The sequence below is a fragment of the Acetitomaculum ruminis DSM 5522 genome (assembly GCF_900112085.1).
Taxonomy (GTDB): Bacteria; Bacillota; Clostridia; order Lachnospirales; family Lachnospiraceae; genus Acetitomaculum; species Acetitomaculum ruminis.
The window spans coordinates 19,917-34,582 of the sequence record NZ_FOJY01000024.1 but is presented as its reverse complement, the minus strand read 5'-3'; the positions used below and the strand labels follow the sequence as shown (position 1 = coordinate 34,582).

At 35.0% G+C, this 14,666-nt stretch carries 15 protein-coding genes; 1 reads left to right on the top strand and 14 read right to left on the bottom strand.

The genetic code is table 11. From position 1 onward, the window contains the following. Positions 1-313: 313 nt before the first annotated feature. The 8 genes from BM153_RS12290 to BM153_RS12260 form a co-directional block, all read right to left on the bottom strand. The gene (locus tag BM153_RS12290) at positions 314-643 is read right to left on the bottom strand and encodes a putative quinol monooxygenase (protein ID WP_092874490.1); all 330 of its coding nucleotides are present in this window, start codon (positions 641-643) and stop codon (positions 314-316) included. Positions 644-931: 288 nt separating this feature from the next. Further along, positions 932-1,069, bottom strand: coding sequence for a helix-turn-helix domain-containing protein (locus tag BM153_RS14415; RefSeq protein WP_143088310.1), 138 nt, complete (start codon positions 1,067-1,069; stop codon positions 932-934). Between the two features lie 106 nt (positions 1,070-1,175). Beyond that, positions 1,176-1,688 carry a nitroreductase family protein gene (locus tag BM153_RS12285; protein WP_092874487.1) on the bottom strand — a complete coding sequence of 171 codons (513 nt, stop codon included), beginning with the start codon at positions 1,686-1,688 and terminating at the stop codon, positions 1,176-1,178. A gap of 64 nt (positions 1,689-1,752) precedes the next feature. After that, positions 1,753-2,202, bottom strand: a complete 450-nt coding sequence (locus tag BM153_RS12280) for a flavodoxin family protein (protein ID WP_092874483.1) — start codon at positions 2,200-2,202, stop codon at positions 1,753-1,755. A gap of 223 nt (positions 2,203-2,425) precedes the next feature. Next, the gene (gene cooS / locus BM153_RS12275; protein WP_092874480.1) at positions 2,426-4,516 is read right to left on the bottom strand and encodes an anaerobic carbon-monoxide dehydrogenase catalytic subunit; all 2,091 of its coding nucleotides are present in this window, start codon (positions 4,514-4,516) and stop codon (positions 2,426-2,428) included. A 12-nt stretch (positions 4,517-4,528) separates the two neighbouring features. Beyond that, positions 4,529-5,305 carry an ABC transporter ATP-binding protein gene (locus BM153_RS12270; RefSeq protein WP_330392159.1) on the bottom strand — a complete coding sequence of 259 codons (777 nt, stop codon included), beginning with the start codon at positions 5,303-5,305 and terminating at the stop codon, positions 4,529-4,531. After that, positions 5,302-6,063 (bottom strand): ABC transporter permease, encoded by a 762-nt coding sequence (locus BM153_RS12265; protein WP_092874477.1) that lies wholly within the window; start codon positions 6,061-6,063, stop codon positions 5,302-5,304. Before BM153_RS12265 ends, BM153_RS12270 begins: the two co-directional genes overlap by 4 nt. Positions 6,064-6,089: 26 nt before the next feature. Then, on the bottom strand, positions 6,090-7,034 hold the full coding sequence (locus BM153_RS12260) for an ABC transporter substrate-binding protein (RefSeq protein WP_092874474.1): 945 nt from the start codon (positions 7,032-7,034) through the stop codon (positions 6,090-6,092). Positions 7,035-7,228: 194 nt separating this feature from the next. Between BM153_RS12260 and BM153_RS12255 the strand changes: the two genes are divergently transcribed. Further along, positions 7,229-7,630 (top strand): Rrf2 family transcriptional regulator, encoded by a 402-nt coding sequence (locus BM153_RS12255; RefSeq protein ID WP_092874471.1) that lies wholly within the window; start codon positions 7,229-7,231, stop codon positions 7,628-7,630. Positions 7,631-7,699: 69 nt separating this feature from the next. On the opposite strand, the gene BM153_RS12250 is transcribed toward BM153_RS12255, so the two are convergent. The 6 genes from BM153_RS12250 to BM153_RS12225 form a co-directional block, all read right to left on the bottom strand. Beyond that, a complete protein-coding gene (locus BM153_RS12250; protein ID WP_092874468.1) occupies positions 7,700-8,425 on the bottom strand; it encodes an ATP-binding protein in 726 nt (241 codons plus the stop codon). 111 nt (positions 8,426-8,536) lie between these two features. After that, positions 8,537-8,914 carry an SdpI family protein gene (locus tag BM153_RS12245; protein ID WP_177205688.1) on the bottom strand — a complete coding sequence of 126 codons (378 nt, stop codon included), beginning with the start codon at positions 8,912-8,914 and terminating at the stop codon, positions 8,537-8,539. 217 nt (positions 8,915-9,131) lie between these two features. Further along, positions 9,132-9,992 carry an MBL fold metallo-hydrolase gene (locus tag BM153_RS12240; RefSeq protein ID WP_092874465.1) on the bottom strand — a complete coding sequence of 287 codons (861 nt, stop codon included), beginning with the start codon at positions 9,990-9,992 and terminating at the stop codon, positions 9,132-9,134. Between the two features lie 22 nt (positions 9,993-10,014). After that, on the bottom strand, positions 10,015-11,577 hold the full coding sequence (locus BM153_RS12235) for a hypothetical protein (RefSeq protein ID WP_092874462.1): 1,563 nt from the start codon (positions 11,575-11,577) through the stop codon (positions 10,015-10,017). Between the two features lie 284 nt (positions 11,578-11,861). Then, entirely contained in the window at positions 11,862-13,727 is a 1,866-nt protein-coding gene (locus tag BM153_RS12230; protein WP_092874459.1) for a DUF2207 domain-containing protein, read from the bottom strand. After that, positions 13,727-14,278 (bottom strand): LemA family protein, encoded by a 552-nt coding sequence (locus tag BM153_RS12225; protein ID WP_092874456.1) that lies wholly within the window; start codon positions 14,276-14,278, stop codon positions 13,727-13,729. Before BM153_RS12225 ends, BM153_RS12230 begins: the two co-directional genes overlap by 1 nt. Between the last annotated feature and the right edge of the window lie 388 nt (positions 14,279-14,666).

Below are 14,666 nucleotides of genomic sequence, written 5' to 3'. Positions count from 1 at the left end.
CATTCGGAATCCGCTTCGCTACTTCCTCATGAACGCAGTGTAAGCAATCCCCCGCTTAAAGCTTACGCTTTTGAAGCGGGGGATTGCTTACACTGCGTTCAATTTGGTCATTATAAATCTTTTTGACTAAATTAAACAAATTAATGAGATGATTAATTATTTTGTTTGATGCCTAGTGATTACCAAGTAAAATTGCCCCACTAATGGTGTGAACAAAATAGACGTATTCTTGGATTAATTGCTTAGTCCAAGAATACGTCTTCACCTTCCCAGGCCAATATTTACAACACTTTTTCAAACACCATTATTTCTTTTACTTTCTGATAAAATCTGCATCCTTATCCGGCATGGAATCATCTGAAATATATCTTTCCACCGTCATATGAAGATCGTATTTTTCCCGAAGTTCTATGATTGTTTTCATCATAGGGGATGCGTGGTGTACATCAATTGACTCCTGATCTTTCCAACTGTCTATAAGCAGGATTGTCTCAGGATTATCCAAAGACTCATAGTATTCATATCTGAGATTTCCTGCCTCATTACGGATTTTTTCAACTGTTCCGGATTTTATCATCACCTCTGCAAATTTCCTTGCCAAGCCATTAGTTCCTGTATATCTTAGATTCACTGTAATACTCATTTTTATCCTCCTTTATCATTTTAATTTTGATAATAAACTCAGTTTTGATGTAAAAATCACATAACTGAATTCATCAAAAATTCCTCCCGATGCATTTCTAAGTTCCTGCAATAATAATAGGTATTGGATATCCATACTAATTCCAGCTCCTTTCTCATCCTTTGTGAAAAATATTAAATCTATACATCAAGATTTTATACTCCTAACATACATATTTTAGATTTCGACAATTTTTTGAGAAATAGCAATATTATCATTCCTTAACTTTTTAAATAAAACACCCCTATGCTATAGCATAGGGGTTTGCTCATCCTCCTTATCAAAACTACATGTATCGCATATATTTTGTCGCCACATTTTGGGAGTTATGCCAAAGTATTTTTTAAAAGCTGCAGTAAATTTACTTGCATTAGAATATCCACACATATTTGATATCTATGTTATAGTTAGTTTTTCATCCAGGAGCAAATTTTTTGATTCAAGCATTCTTATTTATCAATTTCTTTGATGACTATCTGTTTTGTTCTCCTTTTTACAAGTATGTTACAGTCTCAGACAGATCTTTCCTTCTATTATGGTTCTCAAGAGGACCCGCTCCTTCTGAGGCATACCCAAGATCAAGCAGCATAAGTACTGCCTCGTTTACTGGTAGACCAAGCTCTTTTTCAGCCTTCTCTGGGTCAAAGAAATTAATCCAGCAACTGTCTACGCCTTCATCTGCCGCAGCAAGTATCATGTGCGTAGCTACAATTGTTGCATCCTCCACTCCTGAATCTCTCTTTTCACCAGGGTAAGTAAATACATTATTCTTGTCAAATGCCACTACAATTACAGTAGGCGCCCCATATCTGCATGGTGTTACTGCATCAATCTTTGCGAGAGCTTCTTCACTTTGAATCACATAAATCCTCTGTTCCTGAAGATTCTTAGCAGTAGGTGCAAGACGACCGGCGTTTAATATAGCCTCTATCTTTTCTTTCTCTACCTGACGCTCTGAATACTTCTTACATGAATAGCGATTCTTAATTACTTCTTTAAATTCCATTTATACTTCTCCTTTCATTCATGCCGCTTATTACAAAGCACTACTATCTTTTTTTACAATGCATTTATGCACCGATTAAACCCTCATAGAATCTTAACGCATTATTTATATCATCTGTGTCCGGATGACCCTTTGCGGTTCCTCCTACTAACTTAAACGGTCCGAAAGTATTATATCCCTTGCAAGCAAAGGTTCCTACTACATTTGCATTCTTCCCTTCAATCGCAGTTTCTATAGATTTATACTGATCTTTTCCCATGGCACTGGTAATAATATAAAAGACATCTTTATTCTTCGACAGATTGTTTTTTGCAAAATTAATTACCGCCTGATGAAGTTTACCTGCGTAAATGCCGGACGCGAATCCTATCAGATCATATTCGGATAAATCCTTCTCCTTTGTTTTGGTAGCATCAACAATCTCAACACCATATTTGTCTGCAATAGCATTAGCCAGTTTTCTGGTATTACCATGATGTGTAGATGCACAAATGATAATAGCCTTTTTACTCATCCCTTTTCATCTCCTTTTACATTATCTTTAACTAAGGCATCAATGATGGCCAAAGCATATGTATCCGTGTATCAACTAGCACAATTATATTGTATCAAATATATTTTGATTGTCAATCCATTAAATTAAAAATCCCCAGTACTTTGACTGGGGATATAATCATCTATGTCCTATTGGTTATAAACTGCTATATGTTATTGATTTTTAGATGATTGGTTATTTACTAATCCCAGCCAAGTTGTTTTCTCTTTTCCTTCATATCAGCAACTATCTTCTTGGCAAGATTAACCGGATTGGTATCTACATTCATTGTGGAACCTAATAATTCTTTTGTTCCATATTTCAAAAACTCAATTACATTTTTTGAACCATGTATAGGTGCTTCAACACAGTGATATGAATTTAAACCATTTAATCTAAATCCAAGAGCAGCATCTATGCCTTTCTCGTTGCCCCACTCCGGTGAGCAAAATGCATATGGAAGTTCATACATATCTTTTCCAAGTTCATTTGCTATACCTGCAAATATACCACTTGAGCGGGTGTTATCAATACACTCGCCAACATGCCATACAGGAGGTAAATCAGGTTCAAGGAATTCTCTAAGTAAGTCACCGGCTTTTTCTTTTCCTGAAACAGCACAATATCCCAATTTCATAAGTGGAAATGATGCACATCCATTTGTGATAATAAGTACATTATTTTTTATTAGTTCGTCTGCTACATCCACAATACACTTTTCATATAGAACTTTAGGATTATTACATCCAACCATGTTAACTATGCCAAGAATTTTTCCTTCTTTAATTGCATCTGCAAGAGGCTTCATGCTGCCAAATCTTTTGTGAATGTATTCAACGGAAAAACCAACTTCCGCCTCAACCTCGTATGGTGGAATATATACCTGCATTCCTTTTCTGTTTTCGAAACTTTCTATAGCTCTTCTTACAATTTTTTCCGCCAGTTTTTTTGTTTCGTTAAGATTACTATGATGATGGTCATATTCAAATCTTTCTGCCCCCGGTAGCCTTGCAGATTCACTTGTTGTAACAACAGTTGTTTTAAAACAGTTAGCTACATCCATAATTGCAGGGAAAACATCCTGTACATCAGCTACCCAAAGGTCAAGTGCCCCTGTTCCAATAACCAGCTCTGCCGATACAGCATTGGAAAGTGGTATAACTCCACTATCTCTGTACATGGCAGAAAGTCCGGAACAACAAATTCCGTAAAAACGAATTCCTTTTGCCCCTTTTGATTTTGCAAGTTCAATTAAATCTTCTCTTTTTCCTGCCTTTACAATTTCACTAACAAGAAGTGGTAAATGTCCATGAACTGCTATATTTACATATCCCTTTTCTAATGCTCCAATGTTTACTTTTGATGTAACTCTGTCCCCTACACCAAACAATGAATCAGTAGCTATAGATGCACCCACAACACCGGAAAATGTAAATGCCAGACCAACTCTAAGAAACTGCTGCATTACGCTTTTCCAATCACCATCAGTTCCACAGCTTGTTTTATGATAAGCCTCAAAGACCTCATGATAGACACTGATTGGAAGAATATCAAGTTTCTCCCATACTTTTTGGCGCTCAGGAAGAGCACATGCCGAAATTGTCTTATATTCTGCCGGAACAGTTCTGGATAAATCTTCTAACAGTGCATCAGCTAAATCCTTTGCCACATTTTTAAGCTGTCTGTTTTTTTGTTTAATTCCAAAAGCCTCAGCTGTAGCCCGGATTTTTTGTTCGCCTAAAATCGGAACATCAAGTTCACCTTCCGCCGCCTTTTTTAAAGCAAGCATAACCTCTCGTGCATGCATTCCGTGTTGAGCAGCCCCGGCTGCTGCAGAACGAAGAAGATTTCTTGCCACAATCAAATCTGCATCTGCACCACAGACGCCCTTTGGTGCCTTAGAAGTAATTCTACATGGTCCCATATTGCAATTCTTACAACATGTACCACTTAATCCATAATTACATTGAGGCTTTTGAGCATCAAATCTATCAAAAGTAGTATCTATTCCTAATTGTTCCATTCTAAGAAGCATATCTCGAACAGCAGGGTCCGGGGTATTTTCAATAACATTCTGCTTTGATGGAAATGTTTTCCTGTATTCTTGCACAGCATTCATATAATCCTTTGTAAAATCCTCCAAGCTGGATTCTCCACCATGATCACTGGCTTTTAATGTAACTGTTGGAATTCCATGTTCATCAAATCCTATAAGATTTCTATGAGAGTGAATATGGGACAATCCCTTGCTGCTTTGAGAATGCTCGTGATTATGCTCATGTGTATGACTCATTATTTTTCTCCTTTATATCGTATATTCGATTAATTCTTCTGTTTTCATGTTCAATAAATCAAAAATCTTATCCCTTACCAGTAAGAAATCTCCACTGGTTCTATCTCTTAGGTGATGAAGTGGAACTGTAATAACACTTTTCACTTTACCAGGATTTGGTGTCATAATAACAATCCTATCTGCAAGATAAACTGCCTCTTCTATATCATGTGTAACAAATATGATTGTTTTCTTTTCGTTTTTACAAATTTCCAAAATATCATCTTGAAGTTTCATTCTTGTTATTGCATCAAGAGCGCCGAATGGTTCATCCATAAAAACAATATCCGGCTCCACGGCCAATGCCCTGGCTATGGCAACACGCTGCTTCATTCCACCGGAAAGTTGCCTTGGAAAACTATTTTCAAATTTCTCAAGTTTGACCAGTCCCAAATATTTTTTTGCTATTTCTCTCCTTTTAGCCTTATCTATTTTTTTTGCTTCAAGTCCAAGTTCCACATTTTTTATAACCGTTCGCCATGGTAACAATCCATAATTTTGAAATATCGTTACATTTCTATCACTTGGTGCCGCAACTTCTTTACCATCTATTTTGATACTTCCTTTGTTTACAAGATCAAAACCTGCAATAGCATTTAGAAGTGTGCTCTTACCGCATCCTGACGGGCCAAGAAGACAAATAAACTCTCCTTTTTCTATATCAAGATTTACATCCAAAAGGGCAGTAAACTCCTGTCCATTTTCTTTAAATGTTTTTCCTGCATTTTCTATATGAATATAAGACATCATTGTTCACCTCCCCAAGCTTTTAAAATCTTCTTTTCAAGAGCGCCTATTAAGAAATCAAGAAGCAATCCTATCAAGCCAATCACAAGAATGGTTGCCAATAAAATATCTGCTCTAACATTATTTCTTGCATCGATAATCTGATAACCAAGTCCCGATTGAGCTCCTACCATTTCACCTGCTACCAAAAAAATCCAGGCACTTCCTAAAGCTAAATGAATAGAATTGGCTATTCCCGGAAAAGCAGCAGGAAGGATTACCTTCCATATAAGCTGTGGCTGCTTTATTCCAAAATTTTCAGATACTCTAAAATAGATATCATCTATTTTCATTACGGCGGAAACCGTAGAAAGTAGCACAGGGAAAAATGCTGCTATGAAAATAATCACTATCGCTGGTAAATCTCCTATTCCAAACAACAATACTACAAATGGCATCCAGGCTGTTGGGGAAATTGGTCTAAGTAACTGTAATGTTGGATTAATATATTTAAAAGCCCCTGGCAAACTTCCAAGTATAAGTCCCAGTATTACAGCTACGATTACTGATAGTCCATAACCGATTACAAAGCGCCCCATACTTGTAATTATGGATTCCAATAACTGTCCGGAAACAATCATCTCTATTAAAGCTTTAAAAGCCATAAATGGTGATGGAAATAAAGCCTCGCTATAATCGTTTACTAAAAACAAGATTTCCCATATTCCTATTAAAATTAAAATTGATACAACTACATATCTAAAAGATAGAATTTTTTTCATGCTATTTTCCCTTTGCTATATCATTATTAATCAAAATCACTAAGTACAAAATCTTCATAGACAGGTGGATTATCACTCAATCCATACTTCTTTACCTTTTCAACAAGTGAGTTATAAACATCTTTTGTCAACTCCAAATCATCATATGAAATCCACTGAAGAGAAATATCAAGAACATCATCTTTTTGATTCAGGTATTCTTTTGCTACTGCTTCTGCCTCGTCATCTGTAAGACTGTTTCCTGCCTCCTTATATTGTGCAACATATTCCTTTGCAACATCCGTTCTTTCATCGATAAATTTATCAGTAAGAACAAGTGCACAGCATGCACTGTCTTCCCAAAGTTCATTAGATTCATATAAAACCTTACCAGTTCCATTTGAAACTCCCACAGCTCCAAATGGCTCTGCCACGCAATAGCCATCTACTGTTCCGGCTGCAAGTGCTGAAGGCATTTCAGTTGGTGCAAGTTCAACTACGTTAATGTCGTTAATTGTTAAACCATTTTTTTCTAATGCAAGGTTCACTAAGATGTTATGGCTCGATTGTCTGTGTGGAATCGCAATTGTTCTACCCTTTAAGTCTGCTCCATCTTTTACATCATTTGATACAACGATAACATTTCCATCCTTATGTCCAAGAGCTACCGCCTTAATTCCTACCCCCTCTGACTTTGATTTCATTGCAAGTTCAATGAGAACTGATGCACCATCAACCTGCCCTGAGTTTAAAGCATCTAAAAGTTCCGGCCAGGAACCATACTTTACTAACTCAACTTCAATATTTCCATTTTCACCAGCCTCAAGTTCCTTTGCTTCTTCAAGTGCTGCCAATGAGTGGGTGATTGGCAGATATGCAATTTTAACAACCTCTTTTTCGCTTTTAGCCTCACTAGTCTTATTACCGCACCCTGTTAATACCAGTGATAGTGTTAATGTTAAAAATAAAAATGGTATCAATATCTTCTTCATTTCTTCATTCTCCTTTGCTGCTTGATTTTAAATATTGATTTTAATATAAATACTATTACCTACTATGTCAATGGGTTTTACTATATGCAAAAACTATTGCCTGCTATAAATTATATTGATAGTTAAGTCTGTAAAATTATTTGCATTCACCTATTTACCTAGGTTATAATAGGTGGATAGGAGGAATAAATAATATGTTTGGAACAAAAGGAAGATACGCACTCCGCGTCATGATAGATTTGTCACAACAAGATCCTGATACTTATATTCCATTAAAGGATATTGCTAATAGACAGGATATTTCAAAAAAATATCTGGAAATTATTGTTAAAGAATTGGTACATGGGGGACTTGTAGTAGGTGTCAGCGGTAAAGGCGGCGGTTACAAACTCACCAGAAAACCGGAAGAATATTCTGTTGGCGAAATTATAGAATTGCTTGAAGGAAGCCTCGCTCCTGTTTCTTGTCTTGCTGATGGTGCCACTGATTGCCCCCGTGAAGAAGTATGTAAAACTTTATTTATGTGGACAGAGTTCTACACACTTGAGAAAGATTTCTTTTACGGAAAAAAGCTTTCTGATTTAGTTAATTCATAAGATTACAATAAAGCAAAAAGGAATATAGCGTATTTGCCACATTCCTTTTTTTATCATTTTACTGCTTAGTTATTCAATTATTTCACCGTTTCTTGAAATTGTCACAACATGCCAAGGAAAAAACTTTCCACTGTTTTTTATGGCATTTTGGGCTGCTTTTTGAAGTCCTCCACAACAAGGTACTTCCATTCTTACTATTGTAACACTTGCAATGTCATTGTTGCTGATTATTTCTGTCAATTTCTCAGTATAATCTCCCTCATCCAGCTTTGGACAGCCTATCATTGTGACCTTTCCTTTCATAAAATCCTCGTGCATATTGGCATATGCATAAGCTGTGCAGTCTGCTGCGATAAGCAGCTTTGCATTATTGTAAAAATCTCCTGTTGTTGGAAGAAGCTTTATCTGACAAGGCCACTGTTCAAGCCTTGAAGGATGTGAAGCAAATCTGTCCAGGCTTATATCATTCTTTGAATCTTCTTTTTTCTCAAATTTCATAAATTTTGACCCCGGACAGCCACTTACCAGTCCCTCATGAGAGCCATTCTGATAATTTTTTAACTCTTTTGCTTTATTAACAGCAGCTTCATCATATTCGGCAGCTTCCCTTTCCTCAAAGGTAATTGCGCCTGTAGGGCAAGATGGAAGGCAATCACCAAATCCATCACAAAAGTTTTCTCTAACAAGTTTAGCCTTTCCATCAATCATTTCTATGGCACCTTCGTGACATGCCCCGGCACATATCCCACAACCTGTGCACTTTTCTTCATCTATATTTATTATCTTGCGTATCATAAATCTATTAACCTCCTATTACTTGATTTTGTGATTTCATTTTAATATAATCTCTCACACAAATATGTTGCTAAAATCACATAATCAAAAAATCGGAGAATATTTTATGAATTATTTTCTATTACCGTTCCCGTCAAATATCTTTCTAAGTTTTATTTCTACCGGAATAAGGCTGACAAATAAAAAAACAATCTGGACAGTTTCTATCACAAGAGTCATTATTCCTATTACATCATCCGAAGAATGGATAAAAGGTATCTGTACAATCCCAGTAGGTATTAATAGTATCAGGCCGATTTTAAACCATAACCTGCCACAGTAATCATGGGCAAACTTCCAGGTATCCTTACTCTTCATAGACATCTTTGTTCTATAACCAATAGCCCAATTTATTTTTTTAGGGGGATGTTTCCACATAAAATAGCCACAAAGAATCATTATTAAGGGTATAAGCATATTGCATATAAACATTACTATAAAAAATGCCATAACTTGTCACCTCACATATCTCCCATATTTTTTTTATTTCTTCATAAGTAAAAAATCACATACTACTCTCTATTTTTAAGTATCTGTGCCGGTGTATATTTATCCGATTTTATCATAAGTATTCTATTAATTACAAGATAAAGTGCCATAATAGCACCATATGTTACAAAATAGAAGACCTTAGGTGTAGTAAAGCGGACATTCGGAATCCGCTTCGCTACTTTCTCATGAACGCAGTGGCACTTTGTTCCACTTCTTCACCGGAATGGATATATTCTAACTTATCTCCCATAATTTTTTTCATTTCTTCATATGCAAAAATTCCGGTACAGTGACAGGTAAAAAATTTTGTTTTATATTGGCTTAGTTTTTTGGCAATATCTCTTACCTGGCTAAGCTCATTTTCTTTGTAATCACCCTTTACCATTAAATGAAAGCCACTTATCACAAAATCCGGTAAACTTGCGTATTTTTCTTTATAAGCATCCAGAATGCTCAAAATCCCATTGTGAGCACAACCGGAAATAAGCACCGTCATATTGTTTTCTCTTATGAGCAGATAATGCTCATGCTCAAAATCATCCTGAATATAACCTTTTTCAGTTTTGATTAAAAGACGATTATTTGTAAATGGCAGTGGATGGGTTCTTTTTTTTATTGTAAATATCTCCAGCTCATTATCAATTACATAGTCTTTTTGTAAAAGCTTAACCTGAGGTAATTTTAGAATCTCTTTGTCAATGCCAATGTATCTATAACGATCGCTCAAAAGCATTTCTCCATCGTCTGCATAAAATTTTCCCTCTACGGACTTCTGCATATAAATATCAGACGAATTATTAATTTTCACAAAAGACTTAAGACCTGTCGAATGGTCATAATGTCCATGACTTAGAACTGCTGTATCTATTGATTTCAAATCTATTCCCAAAACTCTTGCATTTTCAATGAATTTATCGCTTTGTCCAAAATCAACCAATACCTTATGATTTGGGGTTTTAATATAAAAGGATAATCCATGCTCATATTTGCATTCTGATTTTCCTGGTGTATTCTCAATAAGATTAATTATTCTCATTTTTTTCCTTTCGCTGACCTTTTTATATATCTGCCAGTGCTAATTTATACAACCTTACCCTGTCCTTTGCAATCATTCCCCGGTCATTGGCACCATGAAGAATTGAACTGGTAATTACATACATATTGTCCTTATCGTCAAAAAAGAAATCAATATAACATCCGGTTACGCTATATGAACGCAAGCGTTTAAAATTATAATCATAAATGTGAATATATCTGCTGGTTCCAATTATCAAAAGTTTTTTTCCATTAACAATACGCTTTCTTATAAAAGAGCTTGTCTTTGGTAATTTATCATTTTGAGTAATTGTTAGATTTTTTAAATCGAATATATATTCACCATAAACTACCACATCCCTTTCTGGTAAATATGTGTACTCTGCTTCCGCAAATGTAAAATAATAATTGAAATCTACCGGAATCAATACAGTTCTTAAGTATTCTTTATTTTCATTCCAAAAGTCAAAACGAAGGAATTTGCAAATATCCTGTTTTTTGTATTGTGTATATTCACTCACCCTTAAAATAAAGCCTTCATTTATTTCAAGGTTTCTGGGAAGAGTAAAAAAATGTGTATTTTCACAAGACTCACTCTCCTTTTCCAGCTCAAAATTTGGCTCTTGAGGAAAATCTTTTACTGATACTGTGTCAAGGTTGTTAAAATCAAAGGGAAGTCTTTTTAGTCTTTCCTCTGGTATTATGCCTAAATCACCGATTTTCTTGATTTCTTCCAGGTCATTAGTAGAGTAATAACACATACAAGGCGGTTCCATAAAATCCAGTTGATCTTCTCGAAATTGATATATACAAATATTTGTATCCTTTGGTTGTCCTGTAAGCTTTGAAATTGGAATATAATATTCATACACCTTTCTTAAATAAGGATTATTCCCCTCTGCCACCTGATAGCAATTTACTTTTCCATAATCAATGCCGTCTTTTAAAGGCTCAACAGTTCTTATAATTCCAGGATAGTCATCACTTTTAGATTTAGAAGTATAATATTCTACTACATCCCCCGGAAATTCCTCCAATAACTCCGGCTTAGTGGCGGTTATTTTATTTCTCTTTTTTTCCTTTTTAATTTCTTCTAGAACTTCTTCCTTGTCCGGAATAATGTTTCCATTAGAATGCTGATAGATAAAACTGTCAATATAAAAAGGTAACTGGCAGATTGCACTTAGCTTAAAAATTGATTCTTCCGGGTCCAAATCACTTTTTAATATATATCTAAAAGCCTTTGCATCCTTTTCATCAAGCCTTAATGTTTCTACAAGAACTGCTATTTTCTTTGTGAAATGATTTCCAATTCTAACATCGTGATATGCGACTTTTTTTCCCTCTTTAGTTACATATAATTCAAAAATATCATCATCAAAATACATTACCGTAACAACAGGTAAGGCTAATTCTTTTGAAAGTTTTTTTCCAATCTTCGCCATGGCATCAAAATCAAATTCGGCTTCGTCTTCTAAAATAGTATCCCATCCATCAGCAATATTATATATTGAATATCCTGCCGGAACCTTGTATTCCTTTTTGTCCGGATTATAAATATTCATGTTACATAATTTCATTCCCATAATATTTTCCTCTTTATTATCCTAAATGTATTTTTTAAAGTTTAACAAAATATCTTAAACTTCAAAAAATATTATACAATTCTATCTCTTCTTTGTGAATACTCATGAAAAATCACTTAACTTCCCTTTACATCATGCTTATCAATTATAAATGCACAGATAAACATAATAATCATTCCAATAATCCCCGTAGCAAAACAAAACACACTGGGGAATTTCAAGGCAGAGTAAAGCAACTGTATCTGCCTTGATTTTTCAGTACCAATTATGGAATTGGCTGCGGCTTACCAAGCTCCGCCGCCACCTCCGCCTCCGCCACCGCCGGAGAATCCTCCACCGGATGAGCCACCGGAGTAACCACCTGAACTTCCTGAAGATGGAGTCGGTGGAACCGCCGATTTGGTACAGGAATGAATCATGCTATGGCACCAGACAGTTGAATATACAAATTCCCTACCGTCTGAACGATACCAGCTTGGCTGTGGCACATTTATTCTTTCAAAATGTTTTGTCCATGTAGTATCTAATCCTAATATAGCTGCATAAGGTAATATATGATAGAAATATTCCGGTTCTTCATTGCTTAATTCCACAATTTTGTCATATTCCGCTTCTTTGATAAATCGGCGAAATCCCTGAATTTTTCCCATTAATTCAACATTTGTGCTGGATCTTTTTTGCATAATAATTGAGAAAAAGAATACTATTACCTGAGCAATCATATAAAGGTAAACATGTATATTATTCGGATATATGAAATAAAAAGCTGCTAATACCAGTATTCCAAACAAATACATTAAAACACCAAGAATTACTTTTGCTTTGCCTTTTCCGCCTTTTATGCTGTTGTCAAAGCCATCCCAGGCAAATATGAATCCAAATAATGCAGGTATGGCAGGCAATATACACATAAATATTCCATCAAATCCATCATTCGCTATAGTAAGTACCAACATGTTTATTGCAGCAAGTAAAATACATACAAAACGACTTAAAGAAGATGATGTCGTAAATACTTCTCCGTATTTTTCATTATAAACCTCTTTCACTTCTTTTTTTGCATTATCAAGAGATGTTCTAAAAGATGAAGAAACATTTTTGGTATTTACGGTATTTTTTTTCTTAAACAAGCCATTCATAAATGTCTTGGCATATTTAGGCTCACTTTCCTGGATATTTTTTTCCTTTTTTATAATGAAGTTTTTCTTATCTTGCTCAATGGATAAATAACCTTTGTTGGCCAGATAAAAAATCATGTTCATCATTTCTGAATCGTCAATTGCTTCATCTAATGCATATCCGACTTCAGCAGGAGTTAAGTTGTCCGGTGGGTAAAATTCCACAGTTTCTATTATTTTTTCATCTCGTCCATATAATACCCACAAAATCAAGGTCAGTAAAGCTGTAAGAACTGCCACTATGGATATTATTAATATGCTTCCCTTATGGGCTTCTGCCATACTTCTGGCATCTGACCAATATCCATCCGGAAGTGTAGTATCTCTAAGAGTAACCCCATAACCTTTAGGGAGATTTTCTCCTTCAAGATATATGGTTTTATCATCAGCCCATGACTCAAAATACTCTCCCCAGCTTGCGGTATCACTCTCACCGTAGCTTCCGGCATAAACATACATATCAGACCAGTTAATATCCTCCGGTAAGGTTAATGATAAGCTTGAATATCTTATAGATGTTTCCCATTCTGTTGGAAGCATATTTTGTGCAAGAAAATCTGCTTCGGCCTCTTCATCCTTATAATATTCAATCTGATAATGTAAAACAAAGGTCTGATCACCGGTTAGATAAACATCGCCATCACCAATTCTTACCACTTTATTGTTGCCGGATTCTTCTATTTTATATTTAAAACCATCTACTGAAATATTTTTTATTTCATAAGTATTATCTGTTGCTTTTGGAATATTTCTAGTAATACCATGGTGGGACTGTCGAAAATCCACCTTGATTTCCTCTGTAATAGAGGCTGTATGTCCTTTATCAAAAACAGCAGACACATTAAATTCTTTTGTCACATAATCATCCGGATTAGAATCATCATATTCTTCTGCATAGGATGTCCCCAATGGAATCATGATAAGACATATAATCAGTCCCATCATCAATAAAAGTTTATTTTGTTTTTTCATTAGAAGCTCACCTTCACATTTTCTCTTTCTGCTGCATCTGCTACTTCAAACATCGGCTGTTTTTCAAAATGGAAAATTCCTGCAATAATGTTGCTTGGAAAGCTCATTACTACATTATTGAAATTTCGTACAACAGCATTATAAAATTTTCTGGAATTTGCAATATCTTCTTCCACCTTCAAAAGCTGTCCCTGTAAATCTAAAAAGTTTGTATTTGCCTTTAAATCAGGATAGCTTTCAGCTAAGGCAAAAATGTTATGAAGTGCCCCACTTAATGCAGCTTCATTTTGGATACGCTCCTGGACATTTTGCGAATTTTTCGCTGCATTTCTGGCAGCAATAACCTTTTCTAAAGTCTCACTTTCATGTTTTGCATAGCCTTTGACTGTTTCAACCAAATTGGGAATCAAATCAAATCTCTTTTTTAGATACACATCCATGGTTGAAAAAGCTTCTTCAACCTTGTTTTTGCTTCGCACCATTTTGTTATAAGATGCAATTACCCATAACAAGATAAGTACAACTACTCCTATCACAATATACTTCACCATTTCTGACATCCTCCTGTGTAAATAATTAATAGTAACTCAAAGCGGACATTCTCACTCCACTTTTTACTTGCGTTTAAACTATACTAAGATTACTATATTTTTCTGAATAACACAACAATTTGCGATATTTGACCACACATATTGTAATATTTGACACAAATAACTCATATTATATTTCTTTTATTCTAAAAATATTGGACAAATAATATTCCAAATCTCCTTTTCTACTATTTACACTAAAATTTTGAAATAAACCTTTTTTGCCCGTCAATTCCACCAAAAGAAAAATGGAGTACCCTCCTTAAAATTATCATTAAATTTCTAAAAATTTTGTAGTTGACATTAATATTTTTATATAATACAGTAAAATTCCATTCCAAGATTCTAT